Here is a 22314-nt window from a genome sequence, read left to right as displayed (position 1 = left end):
TGGTCGATTGCTTGTCTTACCGGGAGCCTCACCTGGCCTCGCAACCCACCCCTGGACGCGCCGTCAGCTGCGCGAACTCAGTTGAAAAACGCTCATCGATCTGGAGCCGGGCGGAGCCGACCACCTGGACGACCTCGGACCGCCGCATCACTCCGTCGATCGAAGTCCCGGTCCACAGATCGATCGCCGGATGAAGAAGTTCGGCCGGTAGATCAGCTGTCAGGTCTGCCGTGTTAACATCCGGCTCCGACGAGGATCGATATGTATGGGTTCGGGGTCCCATGACCGAGGGTGAACTGTCGCGCGTGGTGCGAACGAACGCGGGCCTGTGCGCGATGTGGCAGCCGGAATCCTTCGACTTCGCGGAATTCGAGGACTGGGAGGATTGGGTCACCGACCACAGCAATGTGGCCGACGCCATCCGAAACGGATTGCTCGTACCACTGAATGTCGGCGGCGACGGCGTCTGGCAGATCCTTGTGCGCTGGGGTGAAAACCCCCGGCTGGCGGAGAGTGAGCAGCGCGTTCTTCTGGTCTCGTCCGAGCCGTACCTTGTTGTCTCGAAGGGAAGGCTCGAGCTGGGCGGACTGGAGGACGTCGGTGAGACATCGCCGAAGGACAATGTGATTCCCGTCGGCGAGGGCCGTTTTCAGGTGGAGGCCCACCTCATCGATTGGAAGGCCGACCCCGGTTCCGTTGATCCGTCCGGGAAGCCGGCCGCCGCTGCGTTACCCGACTTCGTGGTCCTCATCCGTCCTGACGCGGGTGGCCCGTACCGGACCGAGATCTCGAGCTTCGGGCGACCGGCGGGGTGATCCGGCCCCGGTGCGTTCGAAGGGGTGAAGCCCTCAAGGCGGATCCGGCGGGCTGAGGCCGGCGCGGGCGAACGTCACGTCCGGCCCACCATCGCATTTCGCCGGACAGAGCCCGGGCCTCGGCGATGATGTCGATCATGGTCGGAGCGCGCTGGTGAGTGAGGGCCTGGCTCGATCGCGCGCAACCTGCTGGAATTGTGGGGTCGGCGTCGGGACTGGTCCCTGAGGAGTGTCAGTGTGGAAGGCCCACCGGGGTTCGAGCGGCTACGTGAGAAGTACGGGGAGCTGTTTGATCCTGGCGTCTCGGCGGCCGGGTGCTGGATTGAGGTCGATCCCGCCAAGCCACCCACCATCCCGATCCTGGTCGCACAGGTGGTCTCCAAGTTGGAGGAGTCGAGGGCGGCTTCGATTGAGGTTCGGGTGGCCGGGACGGCGCTAGGCGTCGTCACTCGCGCGAGCCTCGAAGACCTCGAAGGCACGGCCGCGGGCGAGGCCGTACCGGTGAGCAGCGGTGACCGGGCCACGTTGGCCGGCGAGTCCAGTCAGTTCCGGGCGTTGCGGTACGCCTGCCCTGAGTCCGGTTGCGGCAAGGAGAAGTTCCGGTCCTTCCATGACGCGCGATTCTTGCCATCGTGTGGGACCGACGGTCACCGGCTGATGGAGTTGTGTGAATGAATCTCGGTTCACTGAGCAGGCCGCTTGACGGGCTGCGGTCCGGGCGTTTCCTGATCGTCGGGTACCTGCCGGCGATGGCGGCATCGATCTTCGTGTTGGTACTCGTGTGGGCGGGGGCGCCCCTCTGGTTGCGGCACGGCGATCACCTTTCCTTCACCTCCGCCTGGAAGGTCGCGCGAGATCTCGGTGTGGGCGAGATCCTCCTGCTCTCCTTGCTGGTCACTCTGTTCGCGGCGGTGATGGCGCCACTGCAGGCGGCGATGATGGGGGTTCTCGCTGGTGGTTGGCCGGTCGCCTTGGGATCGGGGGTGGGCCGCTGGTGGCAACTCAAACGCAGGAAGTGGCTGGCTGCGAAGTCGGAGCTGCCGGACGAGCGGGACAAGCTCACTGATGAGTTGGTGCAGACGGCGGGACGATACGGGGCCCGGCTGCGCCGGCGTTATCCGTTACCGGACCATCTGGTACGGGCGACGGCACTGGGCAATGCATTGGCGGCGATGGAGGACACCGCTGGGCGTGATTACGGGCTGGACGCCGTGGTCGCCTGGCCGCGGCTCTACCCGCTGCTGAGCGACAAGACCCGGGCGGTCGTCGACGACCGGCGTGACGTGCTGGACGGCGCGGGGCGGATGACTGTCACCGCTGCTGTCACCACGGCGGCTTTCCTGGTGCTGCTCTGGGATGCGGGCTGGTGGCAGTTGCTGACCTTCGCCCCGGCAGTGCTCGCGGCGGTGTCCTACACGGGGGCGGTCGCGGCAGCTGTCGCGTACGGAGAGGCGGTTGGTTCGGCTTTCGATCTTCACCGCTTCGATCTGCTCAAGACGTTGAAGCTGCGTCTGCCGAAGAGCCCGGAGGCCGAGCGGCTGCTGAACGAGGCCTTGTGCGCGATGTGGCGGCAGGGTGTTCCGATGAAACAGAACTACGAACAAGACAAGGCGGCGGCATGACGGCCACCAGTGTTCCGATTCTTCCGTACACCATGGTGGTTGGGCAGGATGAGCTGAAACGGGCGCTGGAGATCGCGTATGTGGCGCCGGAGGTCAAGGGCGTGCTGGCCACCGGCCACCGAGGTACGGCCAAGTCGACGACCGTGCGGGCGTTCGCCAAGATGGTGCTCAAAGACCTGCCGGTGACCCTGCCGATCGGTGCCACCGACGACCGGATACTCGGCGGCTGGAACGTCGAGGAACTTCTGCGTGGCGACCACAGCACCCGGGACGGGCTTCTCCTCCAGGCACACAAGGAGGGTGGTGGGCTGCTGTACATCGATGAGGTCAACCTGCTCGACGACTACCTTGTCAACATCATCCTGGACGCTGCTGCGGGCGAGGTGCTGCCGATCGAGCGGGAAGGCATCGATGAACAGAACGTCCAGGTCAAGTTCACGCTCATCGGCACGATGAATCCGGAGGAGGGCAATCTGCGACCGCAACTACTCGACCGGTTCGGGCTGGTCGCGACGATCACCGAGGACCAGCGTCCAGACACACGTCTGCAGATTCTGCGCAACGTCCTGGCCTTTGACGCCGAGCAGCAGGGCAGCCCATCGGCCGAGATCCAGGCGGCCAGGAAAGCCGACGACGCACTCGGCGAGAAGCTGAAGGCCGCACGGGAGACGGCCAAGACCCTGTCGTGTTCGGACGACATCCTGAAGCTTTGCGCGACGATCAGCTGGACCTTCCGCGCAGCCGGCCATCGCGGCGAACTCTCCATCGCCAACGCGGCCCGTGCGGTCGCGGCGATCGACGGCGACACCGAGGTACGGCCTCCGCACGTTGCCGAGGTCACACCGATGGCATTGGTGCACCGGCGGGCGCCCGCGGACACCGGCGGGATCCTGCCGTGGACCCCCGACGACGCCGGGAAACTCGCCACGCTCATCACTGCGACCTAGGTACGGTGGTCATGTCGATGGCACCGGACGCCGCACGGCGCATCACGGCATTGCTGCGGTGTGTCGCAATCGACCACCGAATCGGTCCACTGCTCGTTCTCAACGCGCCACCGGGCCTGCTCACCGAGATGGCACGCAGCCTCACCATGCTGATGTCCGTGATCCACGCCGCGAAACCGGAGACGGTCATCGCCGGTTCCTGGCTGAGTGAGGACGATCTGTGGGCCCGGCTGCGTTTCTCCGGCGGACGATTCCGGATGGCACCCGGCATCCTGATCGAGTCGGGCACTCCACCGATCGTCATGGTGCCCGACCTTGCCCGGACCGGGACCGCAGTCATCCGAGCCGCGGTCACCGTGCTCGGGGCCGACATCGCCACCGCCGAACGACATGGTCGTAGCGATGCCTGGCAGCCACGTGCCCGCTGGCTTGCCGCAGCCGACCGGGACACCCTGTCCGGTCTGTCACCGCATCTGCTGGATCGGTTCCCGGTCCGGGTCGACGCCGCCGACGTTCCATCGGGTGATTTGGCCGTACCGCCGATCGGGCATCTGACCGCGGATTGGCCGGAGATCACCGAGGACGCGATGGCCGAAGCGCTGCGGACGGCTGGGTCCGGCATGCGGCTGACCCTGGCTCTCGCGAGGACGGCACGCTCGCTGGCCCGGCTGTCGTCCGCTTTCACGACAACGGCCGTCCACGTCCGCCAAGCCGCGGAGATCCTGGGCCTGATTACTGCCGTTCCGGAACCTGAGGCCGAACCGGCCGAGTTCGGCGACGACACAGTCGACTCGGCATCGACCGAGGTACCCGCCGCACCCGTATCAGCCAGGGCACCCACGACGCGCACCTTCGTCGAGGCTGGGGAACCCGATGAGCCCGTCGCCGTCGAGGCCGCTGCCGTGGTCGGGCTCTACCCGGAGATCGGCCCAGAAGCGCTGCCCGAGATCACCCCTCTACGTAACCCGTGGGCGACGACGACGCTGCGACGCGAGTTACGCGGCGCCAGAACCGGGACTGAGCGAACCCGTACCCACTTCGATCTTGCCCCGGTGCCGACTCTCCTGGAAGCGGCCAAGCACCGGCGGGGACGGACCCCTGGCGGCCCTCTGGAGATCCGGCCCGAGGACTGGCGTCGCTACCGGCACGGGTGGACGCCGGGAAAGCTCCTGGTCCTGGTACTGGATCACACGTGCCGTCGCGGGTGGGACTGGATTCCCACGCTCGCGCCCTACCTCCAGTGGGCCTACACCGAACGGGCCGCGGTAAGCGTCATCGACCTCGGCCACGAGGCGGCCGCCGACGGGCTGCGGGCGGAACGATACCGGGCAGCCAGCGTGCGTGATCCCCGCATTCTGCGATCGCTGCGACACACGCCCGGCCGCGCCACCCCGCTGGCCTCCGGAATCGAGATCGCTGTCCAGGAGCTGCTACGGCACCTGCGACGCAGCCGCGTACACACCGACCGGGCCTGGCTGGTCGTGGCCACCGACGGGCGCGGCAACGTCCCGCTCTCCGCCAGCGCACGCGGGACGGTCGTGCCCCCGGTCGGGCGACAAGGAATCGACGATGCCCTCTCCGCTGCAGCAACAGTCCGGCCCCTGAGGGGACTGCGGTCCGTCGTGGCCGCGCCCGAGATCGGCACATACGCGACGCTGCCCTTCGAGCTGGCCGACGCGCTCGGCGGCACGGTGATCGCCACCTCGGAGACTCGATGAACACGCAGGGAATGGCCGGCATCGTGAAGGGCGATCGCTCCCGGGAGCCGATACCGACCGCGGCCACCCGCCCGGCCCAGGTCAAGGTTGAGGTGGAGGATCTGCGCTCCCCCGACAGCGAAGCGCTCGACTCGTTGTCGGCTCCGGTGCGGGCTTGCGCCCCGGCCGGGGCGGTGCTGTTGCGGGTGACTCGACAATCGTACGAGGGAGAGGAGTGCTTCCATCTGGAACTCCAAGACGACACCGCGTTACGGGCCACCGTCACCCCGCAGGACCTCCGCAATCAGCGCCGCCCTCAGCTCGACCTGGCCGGCATCGCAACGGCCGGCACCTGGCAGCAAGGTTTGAACGCGCTACGCAGTTGGTCAGACACCAAGATCACTCTGAGGCAGTGGTTGACCGCGCTCCGGCGGCAGCACGGCCGCAATCTGCGCCTGGTGGTGTGGGACGAGACCGACTTCCAGATTCCCTGGGAGCTCTTCTTCCACGAAACCGACGACCCGGACGACCACGGGTGGCTCGGCGCCGACGTCGAGCTGATCCGGTGGACCAATGTCTATTCCGAGACGCCGATCGACTGGTCGACGGGCGGTGCAAGCATCTGCAAGGGCCCGGTCCTGAGCTATATCGACAAGGATTTCAAGAACCTCGATGACAGATTCAAGGCGCTCCCGCACGACAAGGCCGACACCATGTCGGAGCTGCTGAGCAAGCTCAACGCCAAGGATCGACGGTTCGGGCTCGTGCATTTCTGGGGGCACGGAACAGCCGCCGCCGATGGCGCACAGGCCACACTGGGCGGGCTCTCCATGGACCTACTCGGCCGGCATCGGATGCACGCGCTGCGCGCGGCCGACACGCTGGTTCTGCTCAACGCCTGCAGCAGCGCGCTGCTGATGAACGACGACCGGTTCCGCGAGCGGGCGACGCGGACATTCGCCGAGATCTTTCTGCGACGCGGCGCCCGTGGTGTCATCGCTACCGCAGGTGAGGTCGGCAAACCCGACTCTCTCGAGTTCCTCGATCGCCTGCTGGCCGCCGCGCGGGACCAGGCGGTCAGCGTGTCGGCCTTGCTACGCGACTATCGGGCCACGCTCGCCAGAGAACTACCGGACGATCTGTCGACCGCCGACCCCATCCTGCTCAAGGCGTTCATTTACGGCTGCATGTATCACTACATCGGCCGACTTGACACCGCACTGTACATGTCGCCCCAGGGTGGTACATCGTGACCGTGGAGACCATGGCGCTGCAACCGCTGGTCGGCTGGCCGCGCCAGGTGGCGAACGGTGGCCGCTACCTGGTCACCGTCGATCTACGGCCGGGAGATCTTCAAGCCGATTGGCCGTATCCGGAGGAGGAGTACCCGGTCGGGTTGATGCTGACCGGCCGGACCGGCCTGACAGTGGAGAGCCTGGGTCAAACCAGCCTGGTGTTACATCGCTTCGGCGGAACCTATGGCCCGGCCCGATTCGTGGTAGTCGTCGACGACCACATTCTCGACGGTGCCGAGACCTCACTATGGCTGACCCTGATCAGCTCGGGCGGCATCCCGTTCCACACCACCGAACTGCCGGTCACGGTCAACAGTGACACGCCTGCCCCCGCGGTGCTGCACCGGGTTGCCGGAAGCAGGCCGTCGCCGCTGCCAGGTGCCCTTCGGGAGCGATATCTGAGACGGTTGCGGGAACGCTACCGGCGGGTCGACCTTGAAGTCCTCCTCCCGGCGGCAGATTCGCATCCGCATCCGGTGATTCCGCTGGAGTGGATATTCGTGCCACAGCATGTGCGTCCGGATCCGCCTCCGGCCGAGGTGCCCCGGGAGGTGTGGCAACGGCTGGTCGAGGCCGGACCGGATGGTGACGCGTATCTGCCTGGCCAGCTCGACCGCGACCAGTTGGAGGCGATGCGCCGCACCTACGAAGAGCGCCCCCGCAGGCCGGTTTTGGAGGTGCTCGCGGAGCCGGCCAACCGCAGGGTGGTACTGCTGGGGGATCCGGGCGCGGGTAAGTCGACGTTGGTCCGGTATCTGATGCTGGCTCTGGCAGGCAGCGGCAGCGCACAGACGGGAGCGGACGATTCTGGGGAGCCAGTCGTCGGACCGGTTCGGCTGCCAGCGGGGCTGGCCGGCTGTCTACCGCTGATGGTGGAGTTACGCACCTATGCCGATCCAGGACGGCGGGCCGGACGTGACGCGTCATACCTCGGCATGATCGATCATCGGTACACCACCGAGGCATTGGGCCTGCCGCGATCAGCACTGGAGCCGTACCTGGACTCGGGCGGTGCGGCCGTGGTGTTCTTCGACGGGTTGGACGAGGTGTTCGATCCCCGGTTGCGGGAGCAGGCCACCGCTCAGATCGCAGAGTTCGCCGCCCGCTACCCCCAGACCCGGGTCGTGGTGACCTCCCGGGCGATCGGTTACCGGCCCCAACTGCTGGACGCCGCGGGGTTCGGGCATTGGACGCTGCAGGATCTCGACGACAGTCAAATCCGAGACTTCATCACCCTTTGGTGCGCCCAGCCATTCTCGGACGACCCGGTCCAGGCGGCGCGGCTGCGAGATCGGCTGCTGGTCGCCGTCAACGTGTCGGCCTCGGTGCGTGAGCTGGCCGCTAACCCGATGCTCCTGACGATCCTGGCGATCATCGGTCGACGCGGGGAGCTTCCCCGCGAGCGGCGCAGAGTGTACGAACAGGCGGTCACCGTGCTGGTCGAGCATTGGGACGTCAACCGGCATCTGCGCGACGAGCGGATTACCGTCGACCTGCTCGACCACCAGGACAAGCTCGAGCTGCTGCAACTGGTAGCCCGGCAAATGCAGGACGCCCCGGCGGGGCTGGCCGGAAACCACGTACCCGGCCTCGACCTGATCGAATGGTTCCGAAACCATCTGGAGGAACGGTTCGGATTGCCGGCCGAGCGGTCCATCCCCGCAGCGCGGGCGATGCTCGCCCAGTTCCGGGAACGCAACTTCATCCTGGCCCGATTCGGACCCGAGGTGTACGGGTTCGTCCACCGAGCGTTCCTGGAATACCTGGCCGCCGCCGATCTCCACCGCCGCCTGATCAACTACGAGATCACCACCGAACAGGTGCTGGCCGTCTACGACCGGCACTGGCAAGATCCGGCCTGGACCGAGGTGTTGCTGCTGCTCGCAGGCATGGTCCCTGACCGGATCGCAACCCAGGCCATCATCCGGCTACTGGATGCCGACCCCCAATGGCAGGTCCGTGACCGGCTTCCCCGGCATCTGCTGCTGGCTCTGCAGGCCACCACCGAGATCCGCAAGACTGCGGCGCTAGCCCCCCACGCGCCCGCCCTGACCCAGGCCCTGACCAGCCTGCTCGACGAAGCCGCCGTCCGCGAGAACCGCCACGACTGGACATTCGCCCAGGCCATCGAACAACTGGCCCCACACCTGACCCAGCTGTTCAGCCGCGCCTGGCCCGCAGCAGACCTCTACCAGCACTGGTACCAGGAAGCCCGCCACCGGCTGACCGGTCGCGTTCGGTACACCGTGGCCCGAACCGCCGCGGCAATCCACATGAACCTCATCGGGCAAGACCTCAATGCCCTCCGCGCCGCCGCCGACGACACCATATGGGTGACCCGGGAGGCTGCGGTACAGGCGATTGCGGCTGGCTGGGCCAGTGATCCGAGCACCCTGCCCTGGCTACGTGATCGGGCCACCACCGACGCCAGCGGAGAGGTGCGGCAGGCAGCGGTACAGGCGATTGCGGCTGGCTGGGCCAGTGATCCGAGCACCCTGCCCTGGCTACGTGATCGGGCCACCACCGACGACGACGGAGATGTACGGCAGGCGGCGGTGACAGCGATCGCAACCGGCTGGGCCGACGACCCGGCCACCCTGCCCTGGCTACGTGAACGGGCCACCACCGACGCCAGCGGAGAGGTGCGGCAGGCAGCGGAGGCGGCGATCGCACGGTCGGGGGCGTGAGAGGGCGGTTAAGAAATCGGCCGTTCACGTTTGTGGCCGCCGGCGCGCCGACCATGAAGGTCCGTGAGCACGGCCGCGTCGTCAACGCGGTCGCGCTCGTCGCGGCCGGCGTGAACGCCGACAGGTCCGACAACGCCCGCGCCCTGGTGGCCGCCGGGCGGACCCCGAGCGGCCGATGATGGCCGGATGGTCGGCGGCGCGGCTGAGCCGTGCCGGGGCGACGCCTGACCTGTTCGACGCTGACGGAGGCAGGAGGTCGCCGCCGTCGCGGACACATGCTGGTTCATCGGTGCGCTCGCCGACGTCGACGGCAAGGGCATGAGCCGGTGCTGTGTGGGTGACATCGACGCCGCCGACGCTGGACGCCACGGTGGTCGAGGAGGACATCGACATCGAGGGCATGTGGAACGCCACCGACGACGGGTCAATCCGCACCGTGGGCGTCACCGACGTGTCCGGAGGCTGCATCGTCAGCCAGCACCGCATCACCTGGGACTGCTTGTGGGCGGTTCACCGGTAATCGATGGTGCGAAGTCATCGGTGTCAGCCAGGATGAACCCACCAGTCGTCGTGCGGGGTGGGGCCGCGCCGGAAAGGCGGAGTGCTTGATGAGCGAAGCGTTCTACTCGCACGCGCGGCTGTACGACCTGATGTTCCCGGGCGGCGGACCCGCGGTCGACTTCTACCGGGCTGACGCCGATCTGCACGGCGGAACCGTATTGGAGCTCGGGTGCGGCACCGGGCAGAAGCTGATCCCCATCGCGGCCGACGGACGTTCATGTTTCGGCCTGGATTCCTCGTCGGACATGCTGGCTGAGGCTCAGCGTAAGGCGGACGAGCGCGGTGTAGAGGTGGAATGGACGCAGGGCGACATGCGGTCCTTCGATCTGGGCCGCACCTTCGACTTCGTGTTCATTACGGCCAACTCCCTGCTGCATCTGCATGAGGCTGAGGATCTTGTGAGCTGCTTCCGGTCGGTTCGAAGACACCTGGCACCCGGAGCACCGTTCGTCTTCGATGTGTTCAATCCGAGCGTGCGTGTCCTTGCCGGAGCCGATGGCGTGCGACGGACCCGGGAATCGTTGGCGTTCATGGATCCCGACCGTGGCAACGTCAGTGTCGATGTCGCCGAGATCTACGATGCGCCTGCGCAAGTTACCCGCGGAACGTGGTTCCTCTCGACCGACTCCGAGCCTGACTTCGTAGTCGCACCGCTCGAAATCAGGAGCATCTTCCCGCAGGAGCTGCCGCTGCTCATCACGCTCGCCGGCCTTCGGCTCGTCGAGCGCTTCGGTGATTGGAGGCGTCAACCATTTGCTGTCGATTCGCCGCTTCAACTCTGCGTCTGCCGGTGAAAGCATCAGCTCACCGGCAATCCGGACGCAGGCGCGGTCTCGGCAAACGTCGCCCTACGTAGTCGATGACTCTATGTGCTGACGTCGGCTCGGCCGTCACCCGGCGGCTGAGCTCGGGGATGCCTGATATGCTCGTACGCCGACGCCTCTCATTCATGATCGTTCTTAGTTCCAGAGAAGGCCCGGGTTCCTAACTGCTCGGCGGAATGAAGGTGGGTTGATCGATCACCCACAACCAGGTTCCATCATCTTGCTGGCGCGCGACCTCAACGGTCACGGTTCCGTCGGGTAGCCGGGTCGATGTGAGAGCCAGCCTGCCGGCACGCAGGGGCGGACGATGGCTACCTGGTTCGAAAGATGGCCGCCCCTCCAGCAAGCGTTGGAAGGTTCCGCGAATCTCCTCCGATCCGCTCGCGACCCCACCATCGGGCAGGGCCAGGACCGCATCCGATTCGTAGAGGGCAACAAGCCCTTCGACATCGCCGGTATTGAGCCGAGCGACGATAAGACGACTGAGATCTTCGGGGCTGGCTGCGCGTTCCACACCGGAATCCATGTCGCCGATCCTGCCAGGAAGGTACGACAAAGGAGACGTACTTACCCGACGGTCGCTGACGCGGACGCCGGTTTCGTAGGTGTCGGTGTCCAGTTGCGCGTGTACGCGTAGCCCGGCGCGGGTGGTGGTCGCGGCGATCGATTGCACGATGACTTCGTGGCTGGTCAGCGGTCTGCCTTGCCAGTTCATGGTGATGTGGGAGAACAGCCGGTGCTCGACCTTGTTCCATTTCGAGGTGCCGGGCGGGAAGTGACACACGGTGATCTTCAGGCCGGTCTGTACGGCCAGGTCAGCGAGTTCGGCTTTCCATTCCAGGCCCGGGTGCGGTAGCCGTTGGCGCCGCCGGCGTCGGCGGTGATCAGCAGTCGGCGGGCGGCCGGGCCGGGCGCGCGGGTATGCGCCCGGCCCGGTCTACTTGCCGATTCTGAAGGTCCAGGTAAAGGTTTCCTTCTGGGTGGTGATCGAGGCCTGGTAGCTCGCGCCCGCCTTCAGTGGCCGCTTGGGGATCAGCACGACCGCCTCGTGGGCTTCCAAGCCGAGGCGTACAGCCGTTGCATTGTCACCGTTTCCCTTGACCCGGTCGGTACTCAGCACACACACCGTCACCGGTGTTCTGCCGTTCTCCAGAAGGCGCGCCTTGCGCACCCTGGCCGGGTAGCCGACCACCGGAGCACCCATGAACGGCACCCCGAACGACGCCCACACCGGCAAGCCACTGGTGCGGTCGCTGTAGCCGGCACCGCACAGCGGGAACGGATTCGGCTGTTCCCGCCGGGCACCCCGGTAGGCCGCGGGCACCGTGCTGCCCGCTCCGGGCCACGGCGTGACCGCCCGCCGGTACCCGTCACGGACCGCCCGATCGGCCTGGAAGACACCGCCGGCCGAGAAGCCCTTCACCTTCGTGACAGCCACGCCGACCCCGCGCAGCGGCGCCGCCATCAGCGAGACCGAGTGCAACGGTGCCGCTGCGAGGCCACGAACGATCTCGGTGGACGTGATGGAACCCGTGCCGCCGCTCAACAGCGATGACCGGGCGATTCTGTCGCCGTCGGGCGAATAGCCGGGAGTTCCCTTCGTCTCGCAGTGGCACAACGTCCGATTCCGGGCCATCCACTTCGCGTGCTTCATCATGTTCGCGTTGTAGGAGGAGGTCCAGTAGACCGGCCGCACCCCCGACTTCACCCGCATGGCGTTGAGGACCTTGATCGGTACGGGCGCCGCGCCGGAGACCTTGAGCGTGACGGTGTTGCTGGTGGCGGACAGAATGTTCGCGTCGTCGATGGCCTTGCTCACGGCCCGGAACTGCCAGGAACCGGTGCCGCCGGCGTGCAGCGGCACCGACATCCGCGGATCACCGAACTCGGTGTACAGGTTCGTCCAGGCCTCGGCGCCGGCCTTCCGGCGTTGCAGCACGACCGAGGCGTCGAGCGTCTCGGTCACGGCGACGCGGACACCCTCGAAGACCTTCGCGGTCCGGGCCGGCGCCGCCAGTCTCAGCACCGGGGCCAGCTGGAGCACGGTGTCGGCACGCGCGTCGTCCGTGTACGCCGAGATCGTGCCCGGTTCGGTGGCGACGAAGGTGCCGGTCGCGATGCCGTCCGCGGTGGTGGTGGCGGCGACGATGGCGTTGTCGGGCAGGTGGACGGTCACTTCCGCGCCGACGACCGGAGCCTGCGCCTCGTCCCGGGCGGTGGCCGTCCAGCGGATCGTCTCGCCGGTCACCGACCGTGCCGCGTCCAGGGTGATCCCCAGGCTGGCGACCTCAGCGGCCGCCAGCGCGGGCAGCGGGGGAACAGCCCCGCTCAGCGCCAACACGGCCGACGCCACGCCGGCCGTTCTCTGCAACGGTCTCCTCATACGCTCTCCAGATCGAGTCGCCGACGTTCCGGGCACCATCGGCCGCACCGGCGTCGACATAAGGCGTCTCGAGCCGCGTCCATCGCACGATGGCCATCCAACGACTTTGCAGGCCCTCCCACGGAGCGGCTCATCGACGTTGCTCGACGCCCTGCCGAACTGCAGCCAGCAGTAGTTCGACGTCTACCGCAGCGACACGATGCAGTTCGGCACGAGGGTCTGTGACCCGGCCGGCCCGAGGGGAAGGGTGTTCTTCAACGTCCTCGTCACTTTCGCCGAGTTCGAGGTCGACCTGCTACGGATGCGGATCCGCGAGGGCATGGCGATCGCCGAGGCCAAGGGAAAGCTCGAGGGCTGCATGCCGAAACTGTCCGCGCTCTGGCAGGCAATCCTGCGCAACGTGTACGCCGCCGGCGAGCACGCCATCCACCGAACTGACCGAGGTGTTCGAGATATCACGGTCGCCGGTCTGACACCCCGGCCGCCCCGCAGACTCCGCCGCCCTCATGCGCCGACTCAACGCCCTCGGCATCTACGCCCGCATCAACCGCGACGAAATGGGCGCACGAAGCCAACGGCAACTGGGCCACCTACGCCGCCGACCGCAGTCGATGAAAGCCTGCAACGGACGGAGAACGGTGTTGGTAGCGTGGCCCGGTCCAGGAGGTCGAGCATGATCAACCTTATGGTGCTGCGTCCCGCTGCCCGTAACCCACGGATCTTGGCCGCGGCATTCGCGCTCGGCCTGCTCGCTGCTGGTGGAGATCGACCAGGTCGGGGTGCGCTGCGTACGCCGCACGCCGGTCCGCTCGGCGAGCGGCGTCGTCGTCGCCGGCGAAAGAGTGGCGTTCATCGCCGGCCAGGGGAACGGTCCGAATGCGGCCGGCCGATACCTGGTGACCTTCGCCCACACCGAGGACGGGCCGGTGGAAGCCACCGCGACGGCGGGCCTCGTCCTGCCCGGCGGTCGACGGCCGAGTGCCTGGGCGCGGCGGATGGTGTGTCGCGACGGCAAAGCGTGGATGTAGTTCGGCGATGATCCAACCTGGTATGTCCTTGCACTCCTCGTTCGGGGCTCAACGCTCAACGCTCGGTGACGGCCGACCAGACGGTCGACTTCGTCGCGACTGACGGTGATCTCAGTCGTGGAACGTTCGCCATAGCGTCAGGCAGAAGGTCTCGAGGGACGGGGCATACTTCAGAGTCCTTGATAGCGAGCAATGGCCACGAAGAGCTGCCTGGGCCCGCGGGATCGACGCGTCTTGTTCGAGTATCGCCCCGAACGGCATGGATCCGCGGCAACGTCGGCCGCAGCCGAATCTTCGAGGAAAAGCCGGCCTGAAATCGTTATGCGGGGCGGTGCCGAGAAGTCGGTCGAGGGTGCCGGTGAAAGCCGTGCCCCTGATAATTCCGAGCACTGTTGTTTCCGGAGAGTTACCGTGTCAGCATGTATTTTAATTAAGTTCGGTCAATCTGAATTCGGCTTTCTTGCTTACCGTATCCAGCCGGTCGGCGTATGCGATGCCCGGCGGCCGGGCGTGAGCCGAGAGGGGAAGCTCTTGTGGGGTCGAGGTCCTGGCTGCGGGCTCGCGCCTTCCGACACGAAGACCGCTCGAGGGCCGGGCCCATCGCCGTCCGGCGCGGTGGGGGCCGGTTTCACCCGCTGTTCAGCGGTTGAGGCGGGCGGGCTCACCGGAACCGCTGCGCCGGACGAGCCAGGCCTCGGTGATGTGGGTGAACATCGCCTCGGCCGCACCCTGCGGGTCATGGGCGGCGATGCGTTCGTAGATGCGCCGGTGCCCGCGATTGGACGCCACGCACAGGGACCGTTCGGTGCGGCCCATGTACCGGGCCGTATTGACGACCTGACTCTCCAGCGCCCGCACGACGCTGCGTGCGACGCGATTGCCGGAAGCTTGCATGATCGTGTCGTGAAAGGCGCGGTCGTGCTCTTGGTAGGTGATGTGGTCGTCGACGAGTTCATCCATCCGGTCCACCATGGCGCGGAGGCGTTGAACGGTCTCCGGACCGGCGGTGCGGGCCGCGACATTGGCCATGTCCGACTCCAGCAGGCGTCGGGTGACGACGACATCGTCGAGGATGGCGAGGGAGTCGTCCACGGCGATGGTGGCCATGAGGACCAGCTCGTCGAGCATGTCCCACTGCGATGACGGGGTCACGGTGGTGCCCGAGCCTTGGCGGACCTGGACCAGGCCCTTCTCCTGAAGGATTTTGACCGCTTCCCGGACGACGGTCCGGCTGACCGAGAAGGTCTCACAGAGGATCGGTTCGGGCGGCAGCGGCGTACCGGAGGGGTAGGCGTTCCGGACGATGCGCTCGACCAGCTCGGCGGTGAGGGCCTTGGCGAGGCTGCTCGGCCGGCGAGCCCAAGCCGGGTTCGTCCCGGCGTTAACGGCCATGTCCTGCGATGGCGTCATGTTCCCTCCGGTTGCTCGCCAGGCGCGGCGTCGTATCAGTGTACGTGTGCACCGTTGACGACATACGTCATACGAGTTACGTTTTCGAGCACTGTTTGCCCCCGCGGCTCATCGGCCGCTCTCTCCGAGGTGACGAGATGAGAAGGCGCTCATTGTGGTCGGCGGTTCTCATAGCTGGGTTGGCGCTGGCCGGGTGCGGAAGCGCGACCGATTCGGGCAAGTCCTCCAGCGGGTCCGCCGACAAGCTGGTCGTCTGGGATTGGAAATCCGGTGAGCCGTCCGCGGCGTCCTACATCGAGAAGGCGAAGGCGGACTTCGCCGAGAAACATCCCGACGTCACGGTGGAATTCGTCGCGCAGCCTTTCGACCAGTACTACACACTGCTCGGTGCGGCGATCCAATCCGGCAAGGGTCCGGACGTCATGCTGTTCAACGGTGGCGGGCAGATCCGCGACCGGGTGGACGCGCTGGTGCCGCTGGACGAGTTCCTGGCCGAGGACAAGCAGCGGCTGGCCGGCTGGGATGCGTTCACCAAGGACGGCAAGACCTACGCCGGCCCGGTGACATTGCAGGGCCATCCCCTCTACTACAACAAGGCGCTGTACGAGAAGGCCGGTCTCGATCCGGCTGCCCCGGCCACCACCTGGGACGAGTTCGTCGCCGGTTGCGGCGCCATCGCCAAGGCGGGCGCCGACTGCATCGCACTCGGGAACAAGGAGGGTGCCGGCATCCAGTTCTGGCTCTCGGCGCTGGGCTCGGGAATTCTCACCGCCCAGGAGTACGACGACTGGATCGCCGGCAAACGCGACTGGACCTCACCCCACGTCAAGCAGGTCTTCGAGCTGTGGAAGCAGGCCGGGGATCAGGGGCTGAACAACGACGGCGCGAACTCCACGGCGATGTTCAACGACTCCTTCGCCCTCTTCCAGTCCGGCAAGGCCGCGCATGTGATCGGCCTGATGTCGGACGTCGGGCACTGGCAGGACTTCAACGAGTTCCTCACGCCGGAAAAGCTCGGCGTCATGGGCGCTCCGGTGGTCACCGCCGGCACCACCCCGACTCTGGCCTACGACGGGGGCATCGGGTACGGGGTGGCCAAGTGGACCAAGGACCCGAAGGTCGCCGCCGGCCTCGTACGGTCGTTGACCTCGACGGAGGCGCTCACGGCCTTCCACGCGGATGCCGGCGCCATCGCGGCCGACACGACGATCGACGTGTCCCAGGGCGGCCCGGCGGTGGCCTCGATCGTCGCCGGGACCAAGACCGGTAAACCCGCCCTGCACGTGGCGTTGTCCTCGAAGACCCTGGACCTGATGGGACGCCTGTCCCAGCAGTTGCTGAGCGGGTCCGTCACCGTCGACGACGCCGTCAAGCAACTGGCCGCTTCGGACAAGGCGGCCTGAGACCGGTGCGGCTCGGAAGCGCGCAGCCGCCGGTCCGTACGGGTGATGCCGGACGGACCGGCGCGGCACCGCAGGGCCCCGCGCCAAGCCCTGCGCGCCGTCCGGATCGGGGTGTGCTCGCCGAGCGCCTCGCACCCTTCGTGTTGATTGCCCCGACCGTGCTCGTGCTGGTGGCGCTGCGGCTGTATCCGCTACTGCTCGGGGTGAACTTCTCGTTCACCGGCGACGGCGAACGCAACGGGGTGCCGGTCGGTCTCGACAACTATCGCGAGCTGATCGGCGACCCGCTGTTCCGGACCGCACTGGGCAACGTCGGCCTGCTTGTGCTGCTGCTGCCGGTCGCCGTGGCGATACCCGGCCTGCTCGCCACCTTCATCTATCTCCGGGTACCCGGCCACCGCCTCTACCGCAGTGTCTACTTCTTCCCGGCCGTACTCTCGCCGGTCATCGTCGGGGCCATCTTCAACCTTCTGCTGTCCTTCGACGGTCCGCTCAACGCCCTCCTCGGCCGGGTAGGGGTGGGCCCGGTGGACTGGCTGGGCGACCCCGACATCGCCCTGTTCGCGGTCACCGGCGTACACGTCTGGGCCACGTTCGGCATGGCCCTCGTGGTGTTTCTCGCCGGGTTCGCCACGCTGGACTCCGCTCTGCTGGACGCCGCCCGGGTGGACGGAGCGTCGCTGCCGCGCGTGATCTGGCACGTGATCATTCCCCGCCTCACCCGCACCATCCAGTTCGTCTTCGTCACCACCATGATCGGGATGCTGACCTCGATGTTCGGCCTGCTCTACGTGATGACCAGCGGAGGCCCCGAGGGTTCCACCTACCTGCCGGAGTACTACATCTGGATCCAGCAGGGGCAGATGAGCCGGCCGGCCCTCGCGTCGGCGGCGTCCACTCTCCTCTTCCTGATCATGATCGTCGTCGGTCTGCTGCAGATCACGCTGCTGCAGCGGACCGGGAAGGACGACTGATGTCGCGCCTGCGCCCGGGCGTCTGGCTCGCCGCGCTGCCGATGTCCGTGCTGGCGCTGGCAACCGTCTATCCGTTGCTGTTCACCGCCAACGTCGCCATGAAGACCCGGCGCGACTACGTTCTCGATCGATTCTCCGTGGTCGGCACCCTGCGCGGGGAGAACCTGGAGACGGCGTGGACCAGCGTCGGCATGGGCCGCTACTTCGTCAACTCGCTGATCGTCGTGACGTCGGCGGTGCTGCTCCTGCTGCTGCTCGGATCGATGGCCGGCTTCGCCCTGAGCCGGCTGCGGTTCCGCGGCTCGACGGTGCTGTACCTGGCCTGCCTGGCTGCTCTGTTCGTCCCGTTCCAGGTCATCATGGTCCCGCTCGCCCGGGTCATGGCCGACACCGCGCTCATCGACACCTACCCCGGGCTGATCCTCGTCTACGTCGCCCAGTTCCTGCCGTTCACCGTCTTCCTGCTGACCAGCTACTACCGCACGATCCCTCAGGAGATCATCGACGCGGCGCGGATCGACGGCAACAGCGTCTACGGCGTGTATCGCCGCATCATGATTCCGCTGGGCAGGCCCGCCCTGCTGTCGGTCGGGATTCTCAACGCCCTCTTCTGCTGGAACGACGTGCTCATGTCGCTGGTGATGATGCCCTCGGCCGAGCACCGGACCGTCATGGTGGGCGTGACCTCGCTGCGCGGGCAGTACTCCGACGACATCCCGATCTTCGCCTCCGGTGTCCTGATCGCCGCGCTTCCGGTACTCGTTGTCTACCTCTTCCTGCAGCGCCAGATCGCCGACGGCGTAGCCGCCGGCTCGACGAAGGGCTGACATGCGGATCACCGGGTATCGCACACTGGCCACGACACAGGAGTGGGGACGGCCGGTCGGCGACGCCAACGGCGTCTTCGCCGACGGGGTGGTTCCGGTGCCGATCGTCATCATCGACACGGACGAGGGCATCTCCGGGATCGGCCTCGGCCCGCACGTCGACATCGAACGGATTTTCACCGCCATCGAGGGCGAGGACCCCCGCGCGGTGACGTCCCTCTACGACCGGATGCTGCGGCACACTTTCAAGGCCGGACACGCCGGTCCGGTCTTCGGCACCATAGGCGCGCTGGACACGGCACTGTGGGACATCAAGGCCCAGGCCGCCGGCCAGCCGTTGTGGCGGCTGCTCGGGGGACGCGACCGGCGGGTCCCGGCGTACGCCTCCGGTCTCGACATCGCACTGACCGACGAGGAACTCGCCGCGACCTATCAGGTGTACGCCGGGTACGGCCTGCGCGCTGCCAAGCTCAAGGGCGGCCTGGACATCGAGCGCGACCGGGACCGGCTGTGCCTGGTGAAGGATCTGCTGACCGACGCGGCGCACGGGCGGCGGCCGGGCCTCATGCTCGACGTGAACGAGGCCTGGACCCGCAAACAGGCCGTGCGGTACGTCAGCGAGCTCGAGCGCACGCTGGATCTCATCTGGATCGAGGAACCGGTCCGGCGCTGGGATGCCGAGGGCCTCGCCGCGGTCACCCGCGGCGTGCGCGCGTCGGTCGCCACGGGGGAGAACCTCAGTGGGCTCGAGCAGTACCGCCCGCTGATCGCGGCGGGGGCGGTCGACGTCGTGCAGGCGGCCGCGGTCGGCGGCGTCACCCACTTCCTACGGGTCTGCGCGCTGGCACACGCCTTCGATCTGCCGGTGAGCCCGGTGGGCAACAGCCCGATCGGCCTGCTGCACGCGGCGGCGTCGGTACCGAACCACTTGACCAGCGAGTTGCAGGACCTCTCTCCTCCGGTCGGCGTCTCGCTGGACCTGCACGTGGACGACGGCGCCTTCGTGCTGGGCGACACGGCGGGTCTGGGCATCCGCGTCGACGGCGAGGCGATCCTGGCCGCGGCGCGGGGTCCGGATCAGCCTTCGGTGGGAGGGCCGCACGTACGGCCGGAGAACGCCGGGCGGCGGTTGCTGTCGGAGTTGGACGGTGCCGCCCGCGGCAACGGGTTCCCCGTCCGCCGCGGCTGACCAACGGCATGCGAGAGCGCTCCGAAAATATAGACGTCTATCGTTGAATATACATCATTCGTATGATGAAATGGCTTCAACTTCCCATGCTCCGTGCCGCGACCAGCTCCAACTTCCCCAGGTAAGGAGACAGCCGTGTCACCCGGAAGACTCTGGGCCGGGCTCACGACGGCGGCCTTGACGGTCGTCGCCACCGCGTCCGCCGTGGCGGTCTCCGCCGCGCCCGCCCTCGCCGCGACCACCACCCTCCACGCCGCCCCGTCCGGAACCGGCACCAGCTGCACCAGCGCCCAGCCGTGCTCGCTGACCGGCGCCCAGACCGCGGTGCGCTCGCTCAACAGCGCCATGTCCGGCGACATCGTCGTGCAGCTCGCCGACGGGGTGTACCGGTTGGCTTCTCCGCTGCGGCTGACCGCTGCGGACTCCGGCAACAACGGCTACCGCGTCCTGTGGCAGGCGGCGCCGTCCGCCCGTCCGGTGATCAGTGGCGCCCGGGCCGTCACCGGCTGGTCGCAGGTGGACGCCGGACGCAACATCTGGCGCGCCAACGTCGACGCGGGCCGCGACAGCCGGCAGCTCTACGTCAACGGCGCCATCGCCACCAGGGCGCGCACCCAGGTCAACCGCGCCGACTTCGCCGCGGACAGCACCGGCCTGAGGTTCACCAGCAGCGCGCTGTCGTACCTCAACAATCTGTCCAGCGACAGCCGCATTCAGGTGGAGAGCGTCGGTTCGTTCACCGACCGCTACGTGTCGGTGCAGAACATCGCCGGCAATCAGATCACCATGCAGCAGCCCGGCTGGAGCAACAACAACTTCGGGTACGACACGTTCACCAGCCCGCATCGCGCCGGACCGCTCTATCTCACCAATGCGTACGAGTTCCTGGACGCGCCGGGGGAGTGGCACCTCGACCCGGGCAGCGGTGCGCTGTCCTACATCCCGCTCGCCGGGCAGAACATGAGCAGTGTCAGCGTCGAGCTGCCCACGCTCGACTCCCTGCTCGCCGTGGGCGGGACCTACGCGGCCCCGGCCCACCACATCACCTTCACCGGGATCACGTTCACCGGCACGAGCTGGCTCGGGCCCAGCAGCAACCAGGGTTACGCCGACCAGCAGACGGGTGCGTACATCTCGGGGAACTGGAGCTGGCCCGGCTTCACGACGTGCCACAACGGCTGCCCCCAGTTCGAGGCCACCCGGCCCAACTGGTTCCAGTCACCCGCCGCCGTGCAGGTCTCCGCGGCCGACAACGTCACCTTCGCCGACTCGCAGTTCGTCAACCTGGGCCAGACGGCGATCGGCATCGGCAACGACGCCACCGCACACACCAGCGGCGTCGGGCTGGGAGCCGCGAACATCACCGTGACGCGGTCCGAGATCGCCCGCAACTCGGCCGGCGGCATCGTCATCGGTGGCGTACGCGCTGACGCACATCACCCCTCTGACCAGCGCATGGTCAACCGGGACATCACCATCAGCAACAACCGGCTCCACGATCTCGGCATCGAGCATCGGGGGATCGTGTCGGTCCTGGCCACCTACGTCTCCGGCGCCACGATCACGCACAACGAGGTCTACAACCTGCCCTACACCGGCATGTCGATCGGGTACGGCTGGGGCTCCAACGACGCCGGCGGCAGCAACCACTACGCCGACCGGGGCCTCTACAACTATCAGCCGCGCTACTCGACTGCCACCACCGCGTCGAACAACCTGCTCACCGGCAACTACATCCATGACGTGATGCAACAGATGAACGATGGCGGCTGCATCTACACCCTGTCGGCCAACCCGGGTGCCCTGATCGGCGACAACTACTGTCTGCGCACCAACGGGTACTTCGGCCTCTACTTCGACGAGGGCTCGCGCTACTACACCGCCCGCAACAACGTCTTCTCCGCGACCGGCACCTGGGCCACCGCCAACTACTGGTTCGCCGAGAACATGGGCAACTTCACCGTCACCGGCAACTGGTCCACCAACGGCAGCACCAACGTCACCAACGGCGACCGAGGCAACGTGGTGTCCGGCAACGTCACCGTGACCGGCGGCAACTGGCCGGCGGGAGCGCAGGCGGTGATGGCGGCAGCCGGGCCGCAGAGCAGGTCCAGCCAGCAGAACGTACAGATCGTCGGCGGCGGGTCCGGCCGCTGCCTGGAGGTCGGCGGATTCAGCACGGCCAACGGCACCCAGGTCCAGCTGTGGGACTGCCACGGCGGGACGAACCAGCGATGGACCCACACCGCCGGCCGGCAGCTGACGGTGTACGGCAACAAGTGCCTCGACGCGTCCGGCAACGGCACGGTCAACGGCACCCCCGTGATCATCTGGGACTGCAACGGCCAGGCCAATCAGCAGTGGAACCTCAATTCCAACGGGACGATCACGGGCGCGCAGTCCGGCCTGTGCGTGGACGCGAGTGGCAACGGCACCGCCAACGGAACCAAGATCCATCTTTGGGCATGTCACGGCGGCGCCAACCAGCAGTGGAGCCTGCGGAACTGACCGGCACCACCAAACTCCCCGCCGCCCGAGCTGTTGCCCCGGCTCGGGTGGCGGCGGCCCGCCGGCATGGCACCCGGTGGGCCACGGCAATGTCCTGCCACCACACCGGCGCGACGGCGCGCGCCCCAGCCTGACAGCCAGCTG

General features: G+C 67.3%; 18 protein-coding genes and 2 pseudogenes. 17 read left to right on the top strand and 3 right to left on the bottom strand.

All coding sequences use genetic code 11. The features are described 5' to 3' along the window. Window positions 1-281 precede the first annotated feature (281 nt). From AB0I88_RS10615 to AB0I88_RS10570, 10 genes are all read left to right on the top strand, one after another. On the top strand, window positions 282-815 hold the full coding sequence (locus tag AB0I88_RS10615; protein ID WP_361020981.1) for a hypothetical protein: 534 nt from the start codon (window positions 282-284) through the stop codon (window positions 813-815). A gap of 237 nt (window positions 816-1052) precedes the next feature. Continuing rightward, window positions 1053-1490 carry a hypothetical protein gene (locus AB0I88_RS10610; protein WP_361020979.1) on the top strand — a complete coding sequence of 146 codons (438 nt, stop codon included), beginning with the start codon at window positions 1053-1055 and terminating at the stop codon, window positions 1488-1490. Then, window positions 1487-2437, top strand: a complete 951-nt coding sequence (locus AB0I88_RS10605; protein ID WP_361020977.1) for a hypothetical protein — start codon at window positions 1487-1489, stop codon at window positions 2435-2437. The genes AB0I88_RS10610 and AB0I88_RS10605 overlap by 4 nt, the downstream gene beginning before the upstream one ends. Then, entirely contained in the window at window positions 2371-3384 is a 1014-nt protein-coding gene (locus AB0I88_RS10600) for an AAA family ATPase (protein ID WP_361020975.1), read from the top strand. The genes AB0I88_RS10605 and AB0I88_RS10600 overlap by 67 nt, the downstream gene beginning before the upstream one ends. An 11-nt stretch (window positions 3385-3395) precedes the next feature. Further along, window positions 3396-5102 carry a hypothetical protein gene (locus AB0I88_RS10595; RefSeq protein ID WP_361020973.1) on the top strand — a complete coding sequence of 569 codons (1707 nt, stop codon included), beginning with the start codon at window positions 3396-3398 and terminating at the stop codon, window positions 5100-5102. Further along, on the top strand, window positions 5099-6334 hold the full coding sequence (locus AB0I88_RS10590) for a CHAT domain-containing protein (protein ID WP_361020971.1): 1236 nt from the start codon (window positions 5099-5101) through the stop codon (window positions 6332-6334). Before AB0I88_RS10595 ends, AB0I88_RS10590 begins: the two co-directional genes overlap by 4 nt. Further along, window positions 6331-9063 (top strand): HEAT repeat domain-containing protein, encoded by a 2733-nt coding sequence (locus tag AB0I88_RS10585; protein WP_361020969.1) that lies wholly within the window; start codon window positions 6331-6333, stop codon window positions 9061-9063. The genes AB0I88_RS10590 and AB0I88_RS10585 overlap by 4 nt, the downstream gene beginning before the upstream one ends. Window positions 9064-9116: 53 nt before the next feature. After that, window positions 9117-9242, top strand: a complete 126-nt coding sequence (locus AB0I88_RS10580) for a hypothetical protein (protein ID WP_361021001.1) — start codon at window positions 9117-9119, stop codon at window positions 9240-9242. A gap of 158 nt (window positions 9243-9400) precedes the next feature. Beyond that, window positions 9401-9583: a hypothetical protein gene (locus AB0I88_RS10575; protein ID WP_361020967.1), complete on the top strand. Its 183-nt coding sequence runs from the start codon at window positions 9401-9403 to the stop codon at window positions 9581-9583. An 88-nt stretch (window positions 9584-9671) separates the two neighbouring features. Beyond that, window positions 9672-10418, top strand: coding sequence for a class I SAM-dependent methyltransferase (locus AB0I88_RS10570; protein ID WP_361020965.1), 747 nt, complete (start codon window positions 9672-9674; stop codon window positions 10416-10418). Between the two features lie 190 nt (window positions 10419-10608). On the opposite strand, the pseudogene AB0I88_RS10565 reads toward AB0I88_RS10570, so the two are convergent. Further along, window positions 10609-11354 (bottom strand): annotated as a pseudogene (locus AB0I88_RS10565) (hypothetical protein); the annotation flags it as partial. A 31-nt stretch (window positions 11355-11385) separates the two neighbouring features. Further along, complete coding sequence (locus AB0I88_RS10560; RefSeq protein ID WP_361020963.1) at window positions 11386-12831, bottom strand: CAP domain-containing protein; 1446 nt, start codon at window positions 12829-12831, stop codon at window positions 11386-11388. A 199-nt stretch (window positions 12832-13030) separates the two neighbouring features. On the opposite strand from AB0I88_RS10560, the pseudogene AB0I88_RS10555 reads away from it, so the two are divergent. Both AB0I88_RS10555 and AB0I88_RS10550 read left to right on the top strand, forming a co-directional pair. Next, window positions 13031-13120 (top strand): annotated as a pseudogene (locus AB0I88_RS10555) (recombinase family protein); the annotation flags it as partial. Between the two features lie 469 nt (window positions 13121-13589). Beyond that, window positions 13590-13859 (top strand): hypothetical protein, encoded by a 270-nt coding sequence (locus AB0I88_RS10550; RefSeq protein ID WP_361020999.1) that lies wholly within the window; start codon window positions 13590-13592, stop codon window positions 13857-13859. A 639-nt stretch (window positions 13860-14498) separates the two neighbouring features. Here AB0I88_RS10550 and AB0I88_RS10545 read toward each other — a convergent pair. Then, window positions 14499-15269, bottom strand: a complete 771-nt coding sequence (locus AB0I88_RS10545) for a FadR/GntR family transcriptional regulator (RefSeq protein ID WP_361020960.1) — start codon at window positions 15267-15269, stop codon at window positions 14499-14501. 137 nt (window positions 15270-15406) lie between these two features. Between AB0I88_RS10545 and AB0I88_RS10540 the strand changes: the two genes are divergently transcribed. From AB0I88_RS10540 to AB0I88_RS10520, 5 genes are all read left to right on the top strand, one after another. After that, window positions 15407-16672, top strand: coding sequence for an extracellular solute-binding protein (locus tag AB0I88_RS10540; protein WP_361020958.1), 1266 nt, complete (start codon window positions 15407-15409; stop codon window positions 16670-16672). Between the two features lie 113 nt (window positions 16673-16785). Beyond that, window positions 16786-17646 (top strand): sugar ABC transporter permease, encoded by an 861-nt coding sequence (locus tag AB0I88_RS10535; RefSeq protein ID WP_361020956.1) that lies wholly within the window; start codon window positions 16786-16788, stop codon window positions 17644-17646. Next, window positions 17646-18473 carry a carbohydrate ABC transporter permease gene (locus AB0I88_RS10530; RefSeq protein ID WP_361020954.1) on the top strand — a complete coding sequence of 276 codons (828 nt, stop codon included), beginning with the start codon at window positions 17646-17648 and terminating at the stop codon, window positions 18471-18473. Before AB0I88_RS10535 ends, AB0I88_RS10530 begins: the two co-directional genes overlap by 1 nt. A gap of 1 nt (window position 18474) precedes the next feature. Continuing rightward, on the top strand, window positions 18475-19662 hold the full coding sequence (locus tag AB0I88_RS10525) for a mandelate racemase/muconate lactonizing enzyme family protein (protein WP_361020952.1): 1188 nt from the start codon (window positions 18475-18477) through the stop codon (window positions 19660-19662). A 135-nt stretch (window positions 19663-19797) separates the two neighbouring features. Beyond that, window positions 19798-22170 (top strand): RICIN domain-containing protein, encoded by a 2373-nt coding sequence (locus tag AB0I88_RS10520; RefSeq protein WP_361020950.1) that lies wholly within the window; start codon window positions 19798-19800, stop codon window positions 22168-22170. The last annotated feature ends 144 nt before the right edge of the window (window positions 22171-22314 follow it).

The sequence above is a fragment of the Actinoplanes sp. NPDC049802 genome, from assembly GCF_040656595.1.
In the GTDB taxonomy this organism is placed as follows: domain Bacteria; phylum Actinomycetota; class Actinomycetes; order Mycobacteriales; family Micromonosporaceae; genus Actinoplanes.
The sequence above is the reverse complement of the archived record's forward strand: the minus strand, read 5'-3'. Positions and strand labels throughout refer to the sequence as shown.